Consider the following 16,987-nt stretch of genomic DNA (forward strand, 5'->3'; position numbering starts at 1 on the left):
GTGGGCCCCCTTGTTCGGGGCGCAGCCTGCCCCAGCCGCGCCCCGAAGGCGAGGGGGCGGGGCGGTCTTTTCTTTGCCCGATCCACCGATTAGCACTGTTCCAACACGGAGGAGCCTGATGAAACTGTTGCGATATGGGCCCAAGGGCCATGAAAGACCGGGGTTGCTGGACGGGGCGGGGCGGGTGCGCGACCTGTCGGCCCATGTGACCGATATCGGCGGGGCGGCGCTGTTGCCTGACACGCTGGCGCGGCTGGCGGCGCTGGACCCCGACAGCCTGCCCCTGGTGCCCGGCACGCCGCAGCAGGATCTGCGGCTGGGGCCCTGTGTGGGCGGCGTGGGCAAGTTCGTCTGCATCGGGCTGAACTATGCCGATCACGCCGCCGAGGCGGGGATGCCGGTGCCGGCCGAACCGATCGTCTTTGGCAAATGGACCTCATGCCTGTCGGGGCCGGATGACAATGTGGAACTGCCGCGCGGATCGGTGAAGACCGATTGGGAGGTGGAACTGGGCGTGGTCATCGGCCGGGGCGGCAAATACATCGACCGTGCCGCCGCGATGGACCATGTGGCGGGCTATTGCGTCGTCAACGACATCTCGGAGCGCGAATATCAGAATGAACGTGGTGGCACCTGGGACAAGGGCAAGGGCTGCGATACCTTTGGCCCGATCGGTCCCTGGCTTGTCACGCGCGATGCGGTCCCCGATCCGCAGGCCCTGCGCCTGTGGCTGTCGGTCGATGACACACCGTGCCAGCAGGGCAGCACCGCCACCATGATCTTTCCGGTTGATGAGATCGTGGCCTATGTCAGCCGCTTCATGTCGCTGCAGCCCGGCGACATCATCGCCACCGGCACGCCGCCGGGCGTGGGCATGGGGATGAAGCCGCCGCGGTTCCTGCGCGCGGGCCAGACCATGCGTCTGGGGATCGAGGGTTTGGGCAGCCAGACCCAGCGGGTCGTGCAAGGCTGATCCGGCCATCCTGCCGGCCGGCGGGGGGCGCCCCGCCGGTCAGGCCAGCCTGTGGTCAGACCAGTCGGCTTTGATCCAGCGCGGCCTTGACGAAGCCCGCGAACAAGGGATGCGGCGCGAAGGGCTTGGATTTCAGTTCCGGGTGGAACTGCACGCCGATGAACCAGGGATGGCCCTTGTGTTCCACGATCTCGGGCAGGCGGCCATCGGGGGACATGCCCGAAAACACCAGCCCGCAGCTTTCCAGTTGCTCGCGATAGCGCACGTCCACCTCATAGCGGTGGCGGTGGCGTTCCTCGATGTCGCACTGGCCATAGACCTCGGCCACGCGCGACCCGGGCGTCAGCGCCGCCGAATAGGCGCCAAGGCGCATCGTGCCGCCCTTGTCGTCATCCAGCTTGCGTTCCACCCGGTGATTGCCCTGCACCCATTCCTTCAGGTGATAGACCACGGGGGTAAAGCGTTTCTGCCCCGCCTCATGGTCGAATTCCTCGGACCCTGCATCGGTGATGCCGGCCAGATTGCGCGCCGCCTCGATCACGGCCATCTGCATGCCGAGGCAAATGCCCAGATAGGGGATGCCCTTTTCGCGGGCATATTGCGCGGCGCGAATCTTGCCCTCGGTGCCGCGTTCGCCAAAGCCGCCGGGCACCAGGATCGCATGGAAGCCTTGCAGATGCGGCGAGGGGTCTTCGCGTTCAAAGATCTCGGCATCGATCCATTCGGCCTTGACGCGGACCCGGTTGGCCATGCCGCCATGGGTCAGCGCTTCGGCAATGGATTTGTAGGCGTCTTCCAGCTGGACATATTTGCCCACGATCGCCACGCGCACCACGCCTTCGGCATTGTCCAGCCGGTCCATCACATCTTCCCAGCGCGACAGGTCGGGGCGCGGCGCGGGGCTGATGCCAAAGGCATCCAGCACCGCCTGATCCAGCCCCATCCGGTGATAGGCCAGCGGCGCCTCATAGATGGATTTCAGGTCATAGGCGGGGATCACGGCCTCGGGGCGGACGTTGCAGAACAGCGCGATCTTGGCGCGTTCCTTTTCGGGGATCGGATGTTCCGACCGGCAGACCAGCACATCGGGCTGCAACCCGATCGAGCGCAGTTCCTTGACCGAATGCTGCGTGGGCTTGGTCTTCAATTCGCCGCTGGCCGCCAGATAGGGCAGCAGCGTCAGATGCATGAAGATACATTGCCCGCGGGGGCGGTCCTGCGCGAATTGGCGGATCGCCTCAAAGAAGGGCAGGCCCTCGATATCGCCGACGGTGCCGCCGATTTCACACAGCATGAAATCAACCTCATCCTCGCCCACGGCAAGGAAGTCCTTGATTTCATTGGTGACATGCGGGATCACCTGGATCGTCTTGCCCAGGTAGGCGCCCCGGCGTTCCTTTTCCAGAACGTTGGAATAGATCCGGCCCGAAGATACGGAATCGGTCCTTCGCGCCGACACGCCGGTGAAGCGTTCGTAATGGCCCAGATCCAGGTCGGTTTCCGCACCGTCATCGGTCACGAACACCTCACCATGTTCAAACGGGCTCATGGTGCCGGGATCGACGTTCAGATAGGGGTCCAGCTTGCGCAACCGCACCGAAAAGCCGCGCGCCTGCAACAGCGCCCCAAGGGCGGCCGAAGCCAGCCCCTTGCCAAGCGAGGACACCACGCCGCCGGTGATGAAAACGTAACGTGCCATGGAAGCCCCCGTGATCTTGTCAAAATCCAATTGAATCTGCCGAACCAAGGTTTGGCATCACGGGATTTAATGCTTACACGATTCGCAGTCCGCCCGCAACCGGACCGCAAGCAGTTGGGTCAGGTGCGGCGTCATGCCCCAAGGCTTGTGACGCCGCCGGTTCGGTCCCCCGCCTTAGTTGGCGGGCGGCGGGGTCATCGGCGCATCCGCCGCAGGCGGTGGCATGGTCAGGTCGGGCAGGGCGGGGGTGCTGACCTCGCCGCTGGCCGCAGGCAGCTGATCGACGACCGAGCCGCCGGTTGCATTGCGCGCCGCCACCACCGTCAAGGCGATCGAGGTGACGATGAAGGCCGAGGCGATGATCCAGGTCAGCCTGGACAGCGCATTGGCCGCCTGCCGCCCGCTCATGACGCCGCCGCCGCCGCCACCGCCGCCCATGCCGAGCCCGCCCCCTTCGGAACGTTGCAGCAGCACCACGCCGATCAAGAGCAGCGCCAGGATCAGGTGGACGGTAAGGATGACGTTTTCCATGCGGGCCTTGGCCTTCTTTCGAACTGACGCGCCTATCTAGGCGCATGGGGCCCGGCGCGCAAGCCGTTTCCCGGCCTGCCCGCCCCCATGCCGGTCGCAGCGTGCCGAAATCTGCGAAAAACTGGTTCCCCCGGGGCATCAGCCCCGCTATAGGTGACGCGGTTTTGCGAACCTGTAGGAGAAAGACATGGCCAATGTCGTGGTGGTCGGCGCCCAATGGGGCGACGAGGGCAAGGGCAAGATCGTTGATTGGCTCAGCGAGCGCGCCGATGTGATCGCGCGCTTTCAGGGCGGCCACAACGCGGGCCATACGCTGGTCATCGACGGCAAGGTCTACAAGCTGAACGCGCTGCCCTCGGGCGTGGTGCGCGGCGGCAAGCTGTCCGTCATCGGCAATGGCGTCGTTCTGGACCCCTGGCATCTGGTCAAAGAGATCGAGTCGATCCGCGGCCAGGGCGTCGAAATCAGCCCCGACACGCTGATGATCGCGGAAAATACCCCGCTGATCATGCCCTTCCACGGCGAACTGGACCGCGCACGCGAAGCCCATGCCTCGGTTGCCAAGATCGGCACCACCGGGCGCGGAATCGGGCCGTGCTACGAAGACAAGGTGGGCCGGCGCGTGATCCGCGTGGCCGACCTGTCTGATAATGACACGCTGGAACTGCGCGTCGACCGGGCGCTGGTGCATCATAACGCCCTGCGCGCAGGCCTGGGCCTTGAGGCCATCGACCGCGAGGCGCTGCTGACCAGCCTGCGCGAAATCGCCCCCGAAATCCTGAAATATGCCGCCCCCGTCTGGAAGGTGCTGGATGAGGATCGCCGCGCCGGCAAACGCATCCTGTTCGAAGGCGCGCAGGGCTCGCTTCTTGACATCGACTTTGGCACCTATCCCTTCGTCACCTCGTCGAACGTGATCGCGGGGCAGGCGGCGACCGGCGTGGGCCTTGGCCCGAATGCGATCGATTTTGTGCTGGGCATCGTCAAGGCCTATACCACCCGCGTCGGCGAAGGCCCCTTCCCGACCGAGCTGAACGATGCCGACGGCGAACGGCTGGGCACGCGCGGCCATGAATTTGGCACCGTGACCGGGCGCAAGCGCCGCTGCGGCTGGTTCGATGCGGTTCTGGTGCGCCAGACCTGCGCGATTTCCGGCGTCAAGGGCATCGCGCTGACCAAGCTGGACGTGCTGGACGGGTTCGAGACCCTGAAGATCTGCGTCGGCTATGAGGTGGACGGCGTCCGCTATGATTATCTGCCGACCCAGGCCGCCCTGCAGGCCCGCGCCACGCCGATCTATGAGGAAATGGAAGGCTGGTCCGAATCGACCGCCGGGGCGCGCAGCTGGGCCGATCTGCCCGGCGCTGCGGTGAAATACGTCCGCCGGATCGAGGAACTGATCCACTGCCCGGTGGCGATGCTGTCCACCAGCCCGGAACGCGACGACACCATCCTTGTCACCGATCCCTTCGAGGACTGATCCGATGGCGCTGTCCTACAGGGCGCGTCGGCGCTGGTCGCTTCTGATCCTCGTCGTGGGGCTGCCGCTTTATATCGTGGCGGCGGTGACGGTGGTGAACTGGCTTGACGCGACCTTCGGGCGGCTGCCGATCTGGGCCGAACTGTTGGTCTATCTGGGGCTGGGCTTCCTGTGGGCCCTGCCGTTCCGCGCGGTTTTTCGCGGCATCGGCCAGGCCGACCCCGCAAAACACGAAACGGAGGGGCAGGGCCCCTCCGCCTGATCCGGTCCGAACCGCGGCGCGTCAATTCGCGGCGCGGTTCGTTTCGTCATAAAAGCGCGACTGTTCGGTGATCGCATACTGGCCGCGCTTGACCTTGGCGATTTTGCCCTGACGCAGCAGCTGGCCAAAGGACCGCAGCCGGTCTTCGCGGCTGAAGGCGCTTTCATCGGCCACGGTTGCCACCTGTTTCATGATCTGCGGCGGCGAGAAATGCGGCCGCCCCTCGACCGTGGCGGTATAGGCCGCTGCTGCTTCCAGCAGATCGGCAAGGCCGTTCGACCCGGCCTCTTGCGCGAATTCGGCAAAGCTGCGCGCCTCGACCGGGTCTGGTCGGCCGGCGGGGGCGTCATCGGCACCGGCGTCGGGCGCACCTGCCGCGGCGCGGCGCCCCCCGATCTGCCCGGCCGAAACCCGGCGCGGGCGCACCACCGGCGTGGCGGGGACCACGCGGTCCGCGGATCGATCGACGCGCTGTTCAGACACCAGAACCAGCGGCGCGGGGCGGTTTTCGGGCCGCGCCGGGCGCGCGGCTTCGGGCCGTGCAAGCTGCGGGCGGGCGGTTTGCGGCTGGCCGGCGGGCACGGGGCGGCGCGGGCGCACCGCCTGGCTCAGGTCTTCGCGATAGGCATTGGTGTCATCGGTCCTGGAGGCGGCGGATTTCCCCACCAGCGTGCCGCGCAGCAGACGGTCGGCTACCGTAGCGGCAACCGCCGCCTTCAGATGCGCGATCGCCGAAAACCGGCGACGATTCTCGGCGCCCTCAAGCTTGGTGTTGGTTTCTTCCAGCAACCGCGACAGGTCCGCCTCTTCGGGCGGGGTGGCAACGGGGTGGTCGGCGCCATGGCTGCGCGCGGCCTGCGTATCGGCTGCGGCTTCGGGCTCCGCCGCGGTGGCTTCGGCGGTCTCATCGGTGAATTGCGGCGCAGCCTCATCCGGCTGATCGGTGACCTCCTCAAGCCCGGGCTCCGGCTCATCGGTTTCAAGCGCGGCCAGTTCATTCAGCAATTCGGCCTCGGCTTCGGGGGACAGCCCGTCCGCGGTCAGCGCGGCGTCGTCGATCAGCGCGTCAGCCGTCTGGTCCGTCAACTCCGCGTCGGTCACGATCTCGTCCTGCGCAATGTCCTGCGCGGCCTCGGCGGTTTCCTCCGCCAGATCCTCGGCGTCATCCTCGGCGCCGATCGGCTCTGCGGTATCGGGGGCCACTGCAACATCGGCATCCGCCCCAGCCTCGGTGTCATCCTCTGCCGCAAGCGCGGCCAGAACCGATTCGGCCAGATCGTCATCCAGATCGACCGTCTCTTGCTCCTCTGCGTCGAGGGCATCGACCACCGGGATGCATTCCGCATCGGTCGCCGCCTCGTCATCCAGGGACAGAAGCGCGGCATCATCCAGGCCGGTCTCATCCGGCGCCGCCAGCTCTTCGGTTGCCTCATCGGCAGCGACCACATCGACCCGTCCGGTCGGATGCAGCACAAAGATGCGCCCGGCCGGGGGGGCAGCGGCCAGAACCTCTTCGTTCTGTTTTTCCGTGGCGTCAGCGGCGTCCTCCGCGACGGCGGCAATCTCGACCTTAGGCAGGGCGATGTCGATGGGGGCAGGCGCCTCATCTTGCGCCTCCTCAGCCTCGGGCGCGCCGGGGTCGGTCTCTGGTTCCGCGCCCGCGTCCGCCTGCCGCAGTTCGGCGGCGGCTGCGGCCAGCGCGGCCGCCCGCGCAGCCTGACGCCGCGCGCGGCGGCGGGCCGCCGCCTCGTCCGACAGCGGCACCAGCGGTTCAGCCTGCGCCTCGGCGGGGGCGGCAACTGCCTCGGTCGCCGCCGGCTCCTCTGGCACGGGGGCATCTTCGGCGATGGCCTCGGCAGCCATCGGCGCGGGGGTGTCGTCCTCATCGCTCAACAAGGGGCCCGACAGGTCCAGCTCATAGCCGAAATCCTCTGGCGCGTTGTCGGCAACCGGGGGCAGCAGCGGCTCGGCGCCCTCATCCTCGGCATAGACCTGGGCCGCGCTGCGCGCGCTGGCCACCGCTGCGCGAATCCGCTGCAGCTTGGCCGCGACGCTTTCCGGGCCGCCCGGATCGGCGGCCAGATCGGTCGCCTGTGCGGTTGCTGCCAACGTGATCGGCGCGGCCTCCGCCAGCGGCGCGGCGGGCTGTTCTGCCGTCGGTTCCGGCATCGGCGCGGGGGCAGGGGCCGCGACAATCGGTTCGTCCGCTGCCGCGTCGGCCTGCGGGCGCAGCACGATTCCATTGGCCTGGATCTTCGCCTCAACCCGGCGCTGAATCTCACGCTCGGCGATGCGGTGCAGCATCTCGGCATCGGGTGTCGGCGGCTCGGCGCCGAAATAGCGGTCCTCGGCGGCGAGATCGCGGAAATATTCCGCGATGGCCTTCATCGTGCTGAAAGGCTCATCGAATCCCTCCAGCGTGCAAGAAAAGGTCCCGTAGGACACGGTGAGAATCTTGCTCGCACCAACCATGGAACGCTCGCTTTCTTCTATGCCAGTCCGGATCATATCACCCTTGAACTGGTGCTTAAGCGTGAACGGAAAAGGGCAAGAACAAGGAATTTTGCCGAAGCGGATTGTGTTTGCGTGCCTTAATCGTAATCAATGCGCCTATGATGCACGGTATTGTTCAGTCTTCCAACGGGGTCACACTGCTGGGCCGGGGTGATTCCACCGCCGCGGATGTTGCCGAAGCGTTGACAATCGCGCCCCTGCTGATCGCCGCCGATGGCGGCGCGGACCGCGCGCTGGACCTTGGTCTGATGCCGCAGGCGGTGATCGGGGATCTGGATAGCCTCTCGGCGCGGGCACGCGGGGCGATTGCGGCGGATCGGATGCACCGGATCGCCGAACAGGACAGCACCGATTTCGACAAATGCCTGAGGCATGTCCGCGCGCCGTTCTATCTGGCGCTGGGTTTTTCCGGTCGGCGGCTGGATCACACGCTGGCAACGCTGGCCTCGGTCGTGCGCCACGCCGATCACTGCGTGATGGTGGTGGGCGATCATGACATCGCCTTCCGCGCCCCGGCCTATCTGGCGCTTGACCTGCCGGTGGGCACGCGGCTGTCGCTGTTTCCCTTCGGCCCGGCGCAGGGCCGGTCCACCGGGTTGCGCTGGCCGATCGACGGCATCGCCATGGCACCCGCCGGCGTGATCGGCACCTCGAACGAGGTTACGGGGCCTGTGCGTCTGTGGGTGGACGGGCCGGTGCTGATCCTCTTGCCAAAAGCGCATCTGCGGCCCGCGCTTGGCGCAGTTGGGCGGCTGTGACGCGCTCGCGGTGGATCACATACAGCCCCGAGGCGACGATGATCCCCACCCCGACCCAGGTCAGCGCATTCGGGAAATCGCGGAAGAACAGATAGCCAAACAGCGTCGCCGTCACGATCTCCAGGTAATGCAGCGGCGCCAGCGTGGATGAGGGCGCGAATTTCAGCGCATAGGTCATCGCCATGTGGCTGATCGTGGCCGCCAGCCCCACGCAAAACACCCACATCCAGAAAATCCCCTGCGGCAGCACCAGCGCCAGGGACGGCTCTGCCATCATCGCGCCCAGGCCCAGAAGCGGCAGGCACAGCGCCGTCGCCGCCAGCGCGGTGTGCAGCTGCATCGTCACGGGATGCACCTCATTCGACAGCGCGCGCGTGACCAACATATAGGCGGCAAAGAACACGGCCGTGCCCAGCGGAAACAGGGCGATCGCCCCAAAGGCCACGAAGGACGGCTGAATCACGAACAGCGCGCCCACGAAGCCCACCACCGCCGCACCAAGCCTGCGGGGGCCGACCTGCTCGCCCAGAACCAGCCGCCCGATCAGCAGGATCACGAAAGGCTCCACGAAGGCAATCGCCAGCGCATCGGCAATCGGCATCACCTTGACCGCGGCCACGAAACAATAGGTTGATCCAATCGCGCAGAGCGCGCGCAGCGCCGTCAGCCGCAGCGCCCGTCGGCTCAGCCGCAAATCCAGCCCCATCAGCGCCACGATCGGCGCCATCAGCGCGCCCTGCACCACGAAACGGCCCAGCGTGACCATGCCCACGGGCACCTCTTGCGCGGCCAGTTTCGACGCCACATCGATCAGCGGCGCCACCACGCAGAAAAAGATCATCAATGTCACGCCGGGCAGGATACGGTCAGTCTCGCTCATGCCTGTGCCTGCCTTTCGCACCAAACCCCCGCTTCAGGGCTTCGGCTTTGTCCAAATATCCCGGGGGTGAGGGCCGCAGGCCCGAGGGGGCAGCGCCCCCTGTCCTTCAGCCCATCCGCTCCGAGGCATATGACCCGGGCGAAGCGGGGAAGACCACCGTCTTGTTGCCGTTCAGGAAAACCCGGTGGTGGATATGCGCATGGATCGCGCGCGCCAGCACCTGGGCCTCGACATCGCGGCCCAGGCTTACGTAATCCTCGGGGCTCTGGGCATGGGTGATGCGCACCGTATCCTGTTCGATGATCGGGCCTTCATCCAGATCGGCGGTGACGTAATGCGCGGTCGCACCGATCAGCTTCACCCCGCGTTCATAGGCCTGCTTGTAGGGATTGGCGCCCTTGAAACTGGGCAGGAAGGAATGGTGGATGTTGATGATCCGCCCCGACATGCGCGCGCAGAACGCATCCGACAGCACCTGCATGTAGCGCGCCAGCACCACCAGCTCGGCCCCCGTCTCATCGACGATCGCCATCAGTTGCGCTTCGGCCTGGGGCTTGTTGTCCTTGTTCACCTTGACCAGATGGAAGGGGATGTCGTGGTTCACCACCACCTTCTGATAGGTCAGGTGGTTCGACACCACGCCCACGATCTCGATGGGCAGCGCACCGATGCGCCAGCGATACAGCAGGTCGTTCAGGCAATGGCCGAAATTCGACACCATCAGCAGAACCTTCATCCGCCGGGCGCCATCGTGGATCGCCCAGTCCATGGCGAATTCCGCCGCCACCGCGGCAAAGGCCGCGCGCAGGTCCTCGATCGTCGCCCCGGTTTCCGACCGGAAGGTGATACGCGTGAAGAACTGCCCCGTCAGCGGATCGTCATATTGATGGGAATCGGTGATGTTGCAGCCGTTCGCAGCCAGGAAATTCGAAATCGCCGCCACGATCCCGCGGCGCGAGGGGCAGTTCACCGTCAACACACAAAAGGCCATGTCCGTTCCTTTTCTGGGGCATCACCGCAGCGCCCCGGCCATCATTTCCCGCATCACCACGCGCGGGCGCGCAGCGACAGGCCGCGCGCCGCAGGTGCGCCCGTGGCCCGTTCTGGGGCTCAGATCTGCTTTTCGGGAATGTGGACGACCAGACCTTCCAGCGCCGGGGTCACCGAAATCTGGCAGGTCAACCGCGAACGCACCGGGTCCGGGTGCCAGGCAAAGTCGAGCATATCCTCTTCCATCGCCTCTTTCGGGTTCAGCTTGCCCACCCAAGCCGCATCCACATAGACATGGCAGGTGGAACAGGCGCAGGCGCCGCCGCAATCGGCATCGATGCCGGGCACGCCATTGTCGCGCGCGCCTTCCATCACCGTCATTCCGGGTTTGACGTCAACCACATGCTCGGTGCCGTTATGTTCCACATAGGTGATCTTGACCATGTCCGTTCCCCGCTTTGCGGCGCGCATCCGGGCGCACCCTTCGGAGAACGGGATTTAGGCGATCGCGGCGGATTTGGCCAGAGCCTGCCGCCCCCGCCCGCGCCCCTGTGGCCTTTTGGCGCCGCCAATGCAAACGGGCGCCCGAAGGCGCCCGTGGCAAGATGGGTCCGGGTCAGGGCGTCAATCCACCGGCAGCGCCACGAACCGCGGCTCGCCGCCGCGGCGGATCAGCAGCAGCACCGATTTGCGCCCGGCCTCGCGCGCTTCGGTGATGCGGTCGTCCAGATCGTCCAGCGTCGCCACCGCCTGCTGGCCCGCCTCGACGATCAGATCGCCCGCGCGCATGCCCTTGGCAAAGGCCTCGCTGTCCTCGGGGACGGATTTCACGACCAGACCCGTGGCCCCCGCCGACAGCCCCAGTTCGGAACTGAGCGCCGGCGTCAGCGGCGTCACGGTCATGCCCAGCATGTCGCGTTCGGCATCTTGCGGACGCGCGACCGCGGCGGGAACCGCCTCACCCTCGGCCAGCTCACGCCGGCCCAGCGTGACCAGCAGCGTCTCGCTCTTGCCTTCGCGCATCACGGTGACGCGCACCGCCTCGCCCACCGGCGCATCGGCGACACGCCGCACCAGTTCGCGCGTGTCCTTGACCGGCGCGCCATCAAAGCTGGTGATCACATCGCCCGGCAGCATCCCCGCATCACGCGCGGGGCCTTCGGGCACATCGGTGACCATCGCACCCGACGCCTCGGCCAGGCCCATCGCCTCGGCCATGTCCGGGGTCAGATCCTGGATCTTCACGCCCAGCCAGCCGCGCCGGGTTTCGCCAAAGTCCTTCAGCTGCGCCACGACCTTTTGCACGACATTCGAGGCCATCGAGAAGCCGATCCCGATCGACCCGCCATTGGGCGACAGGATTGCGGTGTTCACGCCCACAACCTCGCCCGACATGTTGAACAAGGGGCCGCCCGAATTGCCCCGGTTGATCGCGGCATCGGTCTGCAGATAGTCGTCATAGGTGCCCGACAGTTCGCGGTTGCGCGCCGACACGATGCCCGCGCTGACCGAGAATCCCTGGCCCAGCGGGTTGCCCATCGCCATTACCCAGTCGCCCACGCGCATCTGGTCGCTGTCGCCGAATTTCACGAATTTCAGCGGCTTGTCGCTTTCCACCTTCAGCAGGGCCACATCGGTCTTGGGGTCGGTGCCGATCAGCTTGGCCTTCAGCGTCCGCCCCGAGAAGAATTCCACCTCGATCTCATCGGTGCCTTCGATGACGTGGTTGTTGGTGACGATGAAGCCGTCCTCGGAAATCACGAAGCCCGATCCCAGCGCGTTCGACCGGCGCGGGCCGGGGCCGCCATTGGGGCCGGGGGGGAAGCCAAAGTCGCGGAACAGGTCCTCAAAAGGCGAACCGGGCGGAAACATCGGGCCGGGCCCGGTCGGCGCGGCGACGGTGGTTGATGTGGTGATGTTGACCACCGCGTCGCTGACCTTCTGCGCCAGATCGGCGAAACTTTCCGGCGCGGCCTGCGCCGGGGCCAGAACGCCTGGTGCGAAGGCCAGTGATAATGCCAGCATCGACGCGGTCAGGATGCGGCGGACCCCCCGCGGCGTTGCAAGCGTCAGAACCTGTGCTGTCATGCGATGCTCCCCTCTCAGCCGGATCACGGGCTTTGCCATACTGGGACGAAAACCCGCTTCTTGCATAGATACCTAGGGCGCGATCGGTGCAATTGAAAGCCCATCGCGCCGCGTCACATCGACGTGAGCCTGCCTATCCCGCCATCGCCCGCGCCAGCCACAGGGCTGCAATGCCCCCCGTCATTACCGCAAGGCCCAGCAGGCGCCGCCGGTCACGGCCCATCGCGCGCAACAGCTCCAGCACTTCTTCCATGCGCGAAGGGGCCAGCGCAAGCGCCAGCCCCTCGATCACAAGTACCAGCCCGATCCCCCAAAGGATCGTGGCGATCATTGCCCGGAACCTGCCGAACCGCCCGCTTGGGCGCTGCCGCCGCCGATCGATTTCAGGAACCGGTCATAGTCGAAATAGACGCTGTCGGGCTGCGTCACCAACGAGGAACTTTCGGCCCTCATGGTTTGGGCATAAAATTCCAGCGATCGGGTGAAGGCAAAGAATTCCGGGTCGCGACCGAAGGCTTCGGCATAGATCGCGTTGCGTTCGGCATCGGCCTCACCGCGGATGATCTCGGCCTGCTTGCGCGCCTCGGACGTCAGTTCGACCACGGTCCGGTCGGCGGTGGCGCGCACGCGCTGCGCCGCCTCGCCGCCGCGGGCGCGTTCATCGGCCGCCTCGCGTTCGCGTTCCGCCCGCATCCGCGCGAAAGTCGCGGCCAGGTTCTGTTCGGGCAGTTCGGTGCGCGTCAGACGCACGTCGATCACGTCGATGCCAAGGGCCGCGGCCTCGCGCCGGGCGATGTCGCGGATGCGGGTCATCAGCACGGTCCGGTCCGCCGACAGAACCGCCGTGGACGGGACCGAGCCCAGAATCTCGCGGATGGCGGCGTTGACGATGCTGTCCAGCCGTGACTTGGCCACCTGTTCGCCGCCCGCCCCCACGGCTTCGCGGAATTCGATCAGGTTGACGATGCGCCAACGGGCGAAGGCATCGACCACAAGGCGGCGGTCATCCAGCGGCGTCACCTCCAGCGGCTGGGTCGGCAGGCTGAGGATGCGGTCTTCGTAGGTCACCACCTCCTGGATCAGCGGGATCTTGAAGCCCAGACCGGGCGTTTCCTTGACCTGCTTGACCTGCCCGAATTGCAGCACCAGCGCCTTTTCGCGTTCATCCACGACGAACAGCGACGACAGCGCGGCCCCCGCGACGATCACCAGCGCGGGAATGGCGAATTGCATGCGGCTCATCAGTTGTTCCCCCCGTTGGTCGTGGCAGCCGGCGCGCGGCGCAGCTGATCAAGCGGCAGATAGGGCACAACGCCGCTGCCACCGTTCTGGCCGGACACGCCGTCCAGGATCACCTTGTTCACCGGACCCAGCACCTTTTCCATGGTTTCCAGATACATCCGGCGCTTGGTCACCTCGGGGGCCTTCACATATTCCTCATAGACCGAGACAAAGCGCGCGGCCTGGCCTTGGGCATCGTTGACCACGCGGGCGCGATAGGCCTCGGCATCCTCCATCAGGCGGGCAGCCTCACCCCGGGCGCCGGCGGTGACCTGGTTGGCATAGGCATCGGCCTCTTTTTCCAGCCGGTCGCGTTCCTGCTGGGCGGCCTGCACCTCACGGAAGCTGTCGATCACCTCGCGCGGCGGGTCGGCGCGGTTGAAGTTCACGCGCACCACGTTGATGCCCGATTCATAGCTGTCCAGCGTTTCCTGCACCGCAAGGCGCAGATCTGCGGCAATCACGCCGCGGTCGCGGTTCAGGATCGGCGACAGTTCCGATCGCGCGATGATATCGCGCATCGCCGATTCCGACACCGCCCGGATCGTGTCTTCCGGGTCGGCCAGGTTGAACAGATAGGCGGCCGGATCGCTGATGTTCCAGACCACCTGGAATTCGATGTCGACGATGTTCTGGTCGCGCGTCAGCATCAGCCCGCTGTCGGCGGGGCCGCCACGGCCCGATCCGATCTCGGTGGTGCGTTCGCCCGTCACCTGCACGATTTCCGCCGTGACCACGGGCCAGGGCGCAAAGTTCAGCCCCGGGTTGCCGGTCGCCTGATATTGACCGAACATCAGCTCGACCGAGCGTTCTTCGGGCTTGACGGTGTAGAAGGACGAAAAGGCCCAAAGCCCCGCCGCCGCCAGCACCACAAGCCCCAGCGTCCCGCGCGTCAGCGCCGGGCCGCCCGAACCGCCCCCCCGCGGGCCGCGACCGCCGCCGCCCTGACCGCCGCGCCCGCCCATCAGCACGCGCAGCTGCTCGGAGCCCTTCTTCATGATCTCCTCGATCTCGGGGATCGGTGCGCCCTCACCGGGGCGGCGCGGGCCGCTGCCGCGCGGGCGGTTGTTGCGGTCGTCGTCATCGCCGCCGCCTGAACCGCCACCCGATCCCCAGGGTCCTCCGTTGCTCATCCGTTCCTCACTTCTTCTAAAGGTCTGCCCTGCGAATTGGGCACAAATCGCGGAAAATCAAGCGCTCCGCACAGGTTTTCGCATCGTCACCAGTTCTTCGGCCATGGTCGGATGGACCGCGCAGGTGCGGTCGAAATCCTCTTTGGTGGCGCCCATCTTGATGGCGATGGCGGCCAGCTGGATCATCTCGCCGGCTTCGGGCGCGACGATATGGCAGCCCAGCACCCGGCGCGTGGCGGCGCAGACGATCAGCTTCATCATCACCCGCGCATTGCGCCCGGCAAACAGCGTCTTCATCGGCCGGAACGAGGTCGCGTAAACCTCGATCGGCCCGGCTTCGCGCGCGGCTTCCTCGGTCAGCCCGACGGACCCCAGCTCGAACGGTTGGGTGAACACGGCCGAGGCGACCAGGTCGTGATCGGCCTTGCGCGTCATCGCGCCAAAGACGGTGTCGGCAAAGGCATGCCCCTCGCGGATCGCCACCGGGGTCAGATTGATGCGGTCGGTTACATCGCCCACCGCATAGATGGATGGCACATTCGTCTGCGACCAGTCGTCCACCAGCACCGCGCCGCGCCGCCCCAGCGTGACGCCCGCCCGGTCCAGCCCAAGGCCCTGGGTGTTGGGCACCCGGCCCGTGGCATAGACCACCGCATCATAGGTGCGGTCGGACCCGTCGGTGGCCTTGACGCGGATCCCTTGGGCCGTCTTGTGCAGTTCCAGCACATCGGTGCCGCAATGGATGGTCACCCCCGTTTCGGCCATCAGCCCCGCGACATGGCCGCGCGCCTCATCGTCAAAGCCGCGCAGGATCTGCGCGCCGCGGTAGAATTGCGTCACCTCGACGCCCAGCCCGTTCAGGATGCAGGCAAATTCGCAGGCAATGAACCCGCCGCCCACGATCAGAACCGACCGGGGCAGGGCGTCCATCAGGAAGATCTCGTTCGAGGTCATCACCAGATCGGCGCCCGGCAGATCCGGCACGAAAGGCCGCCCGCCGGTGGCGATCAGGATGTGCTTGGCCGTCACCTGGCGCCCATCGGCCAGTTCCACCGTATGCGGACCGACCAGCGTGGCGCGGCAGTCATGCACCGTCACGCCCGCGCCCGTCAGCCCGCTGCGATAGGCCGCCTCCAGCCGGTCCAGTTCCACATCCAGCGCCGCGCGGAATTTCGACCAGTCGAACCCACCCGCCTGCACATCCCAGCCATAGGCGCGGGCGTCTTCCATCGCCGCCGGATAGCCAGAGGCAAAGACCATCAGCTTCTTGGGCACGCAGCCGCGGATCACGCAGGTCCCGCCCATGCGGTATTCCTCGGCCAGGCCCACGCGCGCGCCATGTTCGCCCGCCGCAATGCGCGCCGCGCGCACCCCGCCCGAGCCGCCGCCGATCACGAACAGATCATAGTCGAAAGTCATGCCTGCTTCCTTGCCCTGCGGTCCCGCACCGGGCCCTTTAATCCAGATCGGCGAAGATATTCTCCGCCTCGTTGAAATCGATCTGATCGGTCTCGACCGTGCCTTCGTTGATGTCGCGCAGTTCCACCGTGCCATCGCCATGGCCGATGATGACCACGTCGCAGATGTCGATGAACAGCCCGTTTTCCACCACGCCGGGGATCTGGTTCAGCATCAGGCCCAGCTGGCGCGGATTGCCGATCCGGTTCAGGTGCAGATCGACGATGTAATTGCCCTCATCGGTGATGAAGGGCTGGCTGCCGTTCACCCGCAGCGTGGTGTTGCGCCCCAGCACATCCATGCTGACCAACGTTTCCTCAATCAGCGCGCGGGTGGTCTGCCAACCGAAGGGCACCACCTCGACGGGCAGCGGAAAGGCGCCCAGCTGCGCCACCTCTTTCGCGGCATCGGCGATCACGATCATCCGGTCGGATGCGGTGGCCACGATCTTTTCCTGCAACAGCGCGCCGCCGCCGCCCTTGATCAGGTTCAGCTCGTTGTCGAATTCATCCGCCCCGTCGATCGTCAGATCAAGCCATTTCGCCTCATCCAGGCTGACGACCTTGATGCCCAGCTGGCGCGCCAGATCGGCGGTGCGGGTGCTGGTCGGCACGCCGATGATCTGCAGACCCTCTTCGCGCACCAATTCGCCCAGGCAGCGCACCATCCAGGCCGCGGTCGATCCGGTGCCCAGCCCCACGCGCATCCCGTCCTCGATGAAGTCGACGGCGCGGCGGGCGGCGGCGAATTTGGCCTTGTCGATGGGCGAGAGTTCGGCGGGCATGGATGGCTCCTGGCTGATGGGATGGTCCGGTTATAGGCAATCGCGCCCCGGGGTGCGAGTGCCAATTCGCCCGATCCGCCCGCCCGATCGCGCGCAAATGCCGCGCGCCGGGTCGTTTCCGGGCTTGCCGCGCGCGCACACTGCGCCATTGTGGGG

The 16,987-nt window shown here is 66.4% G+C and carries 16 protein-coding genes; 4 read left to right on the forward strand and 12 right to left on the reverse strand.

Annotation, left to right across the window (positions count from 1 at the left end; translation table 11 throughout):
- Nucleotides 1–118: 118 nt before the first annotated feature.
- On the forward strand, nt 119–973 hold the full coding sequence (locus MXB90_RS04740) for a fumarylacetoacetate hydrolase family protein (RefSeq protein WP_250041719.1): 855 nt from the start codon (nt 119–121) through the stop codon (nt 971–973).
- Nucleotides 974–1,028: 55 nt separating this feature from the next.
- On the opposite strand, the gene MXB90_RS04745 is transcribed toward MXB90_RS04740, so the two are convergent.
- Nucleotides 1,029–2,672 carry a CTP synthase gene (locus MXB90_RS04745; protein WP_250041721.1) on the reverse strand — a complete coding sequence of 548 codons (1,644 nt, stop codon included), beginning with the start codon at nt 2,670–2,672 and terminating at the stop codon, nt 1,029–1,031.
- 174 nt (nt 2,673–2,846) lie between these two features.
- Complete coding sequence (secG, locus tag MXB90_RS04750; RefSeq protein WP_250041723.1) at nt 2,847–3,203, reverse strand: preprotein translocase subunit SecG; 357 nt, start codon at nt 3,201–3,203, stop codon at nt 2,847–2,849.
- 187 nt (nt 3,204–3,390) lie between these two features.
- Between secG and MXB90_RS04755 the strand changes: the two genes are divergently transcribed.
- Complete coding sequence (locus tag MXB90_RS04755; protein WP_250041730.1) at nt 3,391–4,683, forward strand: adenylosuccinate synthase; 1,293 nt, start codon at nt 3,391–3,393, stop codon at nt 4,681–4,683.
- Nucleotides 4,684–4,687: 4 nt separating this feature from the next.
- Nucleotides 4,688–4,945, forward strand: a complete 258-nt coding sequence (locus MXB90_RS04760; RefSeq protein ID WP_250041731.1) for a DUF2842 domain-containing protein — start codon at nt 4,688–4,690, stop codon at nt 4,943–4,945.
- 21 nt (nt 4,946–4,966) lie between these two features.
- Here MXB90_RS04760 and MXB90_RS04765 read toward each other — a convergent pair whose 3' ends face one another.
- Nucleotides 4,967–7,417 carry a hypothetical protein gene (locus MXB90_RS04765; protein WP_250041732.1) on the reverse strand — a complete coding sequence of 817 codons (2,451 nt, stop codon included), beginning with the start codon at nt 7,415–7,417 and terminating at the stop codon, nt 4,967–4,969.
- Nucleotides 7,418–7,560: 143 nt separating this feature from the next.
- Here MXB90_RS04765 and MXB90_RS04770 point away from each other — a divergent pair, with 143 nt between their 5' ends.
- On the forward strand, nt 7,561–8,217 hold the full coding sequence (locus tag MXB90_RS04770) for a thiamine diphosphokinase (protein WP_349665897.1): 657 nt from the start codon (nt 7,561–7,563) through the stop codon (nt 8,215–8,217).
- Here the strand turns inward: MXB90_RS04770 and MXB90_RS04775 are convergent.
- The 9 genes from MXB90_RS04775 to rpiA all read right to left on the reverse strand — a co-directional run bounded on the left by MXB90_RS04775 (nt 8,120) and on the right by rpiA (nt 16,831).
- Nucleotides 8,120–9,097 carry a DMT family transporter gene (locus MXB90_RS04775; protein WP_250041741.1) on the reverse strand — a complete coding sequence of 326 codons (978 nt, stop codon included), beginning with the start codon at nt 9,095–9,097 and terminating at the stop codon, nt 8,120–8,122. The genes MXB90_RS04770 and MXB90_RS04775 overlap by 98 nt on opposite strands.
- A gap of 106 nt (nt 9,098–9,203) precedes the next feature.
- Nucleotides 9,204–10,088, reverse strand: coding sequence for a formyltetrahydrofolate deformylase (gene purU / locus MXB90_RS04780; protein ID WP_250041753.1), 885 nt, complete (start codon nt 10,086–10,088; stop codon nt 9,204–9,206).
- Between the two features lie 119 nt (nt 10,089–10,207).
- Nucleotides 10,208–10,531, reverse strand: coding sequence for a 2Fe-2S iron-sulfur cluster-binding protein (locus MXB90_RS04785; protein ID WP_250041755.1), 324 nt, complete (start codon nt 10,529–10,531; stop codon nt 10,208–10,210).
- A gap of 180 nt (nt 10,532–10,711) precedes the next feature.
- Nucleotides 10,712–12,175 (reverse strand): Do family serine endopeptidase, encoded by a 1,464-nt coding sequence (locus MXB90_RS04790; RefSeq protein WP_250041759.1) that lies wholly within the window; start codon nt 12,173–12,175, stop codon nt 10,712–10,714.
- A gap of 133 nt (nt 12,176–12,308) precedes the next feature.
- Nucleotides 12,309–12,506, reverse strand: coding sequence for a DUF2065 domain-containing protein (locus MXB90_RS04795; protein ID WP_250041761.1), 198 nt, complete (start codon nt 12,504–12,506; stop codon nt 12,309–12,311).
- On the reverse strand, nt 12,503–13,417 hold the full coding sequence (hflC, locus tag MXB90_RS04800; RefSeq protein WP_250041763.1) for a protease modulator HflC: 915 nt from the start codon (nt 13,415–13,417) through the stop codon (nt 12,503–12,505). Before hflC ends, MXB90_RS04795 begins: the two co-directional genes overlap by 4 nt.
- Nucleotides 13,417–14,589 (reverse strand): FtsH protease activity modulator HflK, encoded by a 1,173-nt coding sequence (gene hflK / locus MXB90_RS04805; RefSeq protein WP_250041770.1) that lies wholly within the window; start codon nt 14,587–14,589, stop codon nt 13,417–13,419. The genes hflC and hflK overlap by 1 nt, the downstream gene beginning before the upstream one ends.
- A gap of 57 nt (nt 14,590–14,646) precedes the next feature.
- The gene (gene gor, locus MXB90_RS04810; RefSeq protein WP_250041771.1) at nt 14,647–16,008 is read right to left on the reverse strand and encodes a glutathione-disulfide reductase; all 1,362 of its coding nucleotides are present in this window, start codon (nt 16,006–16,008) and stop codon (nt 14,647–14,649) included.
- A 37-nt stretch (nt 16,009–16,045) separates the two neighbouring features.
- On the reverse strand, nt 16,046–16,831 hold the full coding sequence (gene rpiA / locus MXB90_RS04815; RefSeq protein ID WP_250041772.1) for a ribose-5-phosphate isomerase RpiA: 786 nt from the start codon (nt 16,829–16,831) through the stop codon (nt 16,046–16,048).
- Between the last annotated feature and the right edge of the window lie 156 nt (nt 16,832–16,987).

The sequence above is a fragment of the Phaeovulum molybdatiresistens genome (assembly GCF_023544865.1).
Taxonomy (GTDB): domain Bacteria; phylum Pseudomonadota; class Alphaproteobacteria; order Rhodobacterales; family Rhodobacteraceae; genus Pontitalea.

Excerpts from the sequence above, each read along its gene's own strand:
- MXB90_RS04740 (WP_250041719.1), top strand. The coding sequence starts at position 119 with ATGAAACTGTTGCGATATGGGCCCAAGGGCCATGAAAGACCGGGGTTG.
- MXB90_RS04785 (WP_250041755.1), bottom strand. The coding sequence starts at position 10,531 with ATGGTCAAGATCACCTATGTGGAACATAACGGCACCGAGCATGTGGTT.
- MXB90_RS04760 (WP_250041731.1), top strand. The coding sequence starts at position 4,688 with ATGGCGCTGTCCTACAGGGCGCGTCGGCGCTGGTCGCTTCTGATCCTC.
- hflC (WP_250041763.1), bottom strand. The coding sequence starts at position 13,417 with ATGAGCCGCATGCAATTCGCCATTCCCGCGCTGGTGATCGTCGCGGGG.
- purU (WP_250041753.1), bottom strand. The coding sequence starts at position 10,088 with ATGGCCTTTTGTGTGTTGACGGTGAACTGCCCCTCGCGCCGCGGGATC.
- MXB90_RS04745 (WP_250041721.1), bottom strand. The coding sequence starts at position 2,672 with ATGGCACGTTACGTTTTCATCACCGGCGGCGTGGTGTCCTCGCTTGGC.
- gor (WP_250041771.1), bottom strand. The coding sequence starts at position 16,008 with ATGACTTTCGACTATGATCTGTTCGTGATCGGCGGCGGCTCGGGCGGG.
- MXB90_RS04765 (WP_250041732.1), bottom strand. The coding sequence starts at position 7,417 with ATGGTTGGTGCGAGCAAGATTCTCACCGTGTCCTACGGGACCTTTTCT.
- MXB90_RS04755 (WP_250041730.1), top strand. The coding sequence starts at position 3,391 with ATGGCCAATGTCGTGGTGGTCGGCGCCCAATGGGGCGACGAGGGCAAG.
- MXB90_RS04795 (WP_250041761.1), bottom strand. The coding sequence starts at position 12,506 with ATGATCGCCACGATCCTTTGGGGGATCGGGCTGGTACTTGTGATCGAG.
- MXB90_RS04770 (WP_349665897.1), top strand. The coding sequence starts at position 7,561 with ATGCACGGTATTGTTCAGTCTTCCAACGGGGTCACACTGCTGGGCCGG.
- rpiA (WP_250041772.1), bottom strand. The coding sequence starts at position 16,831 with ATGCCCGCCGAACTCTCGCCCATCGACAAGGCCAAATTCGCCGCCGCC.
- MXB90_RS04790 (WP_250041759.1), bottom strand. The coding sequence starts at position 12,175 with ATGACAGCACAGGTTCTGACGCTTGCAACGCCGCGGGGGGTCCGCCGC.
- hflK (WP_250041770.1), bottom strand. The coding sequence starts at position 14,589 with ATGAGCAACGGAGGACCCTGGGGATCGGGTGGCGGTTCAGGCGGCGGC.
- secG (WP_250041723.1), bottom strand. The coding sequence starts at position 3,203 with ATGGAAAACGTCATCCTTACCGTCCACCTGATCCTGGCGCTGCTCTTG.
- MXB90_RS04775 (WP_250041741.1), bottom strand. The coding sequence starts at position 9,097 with ATGAGCGAGACTGACCGTATCCTGCCCGGCGTGACATTGATGATCTTT.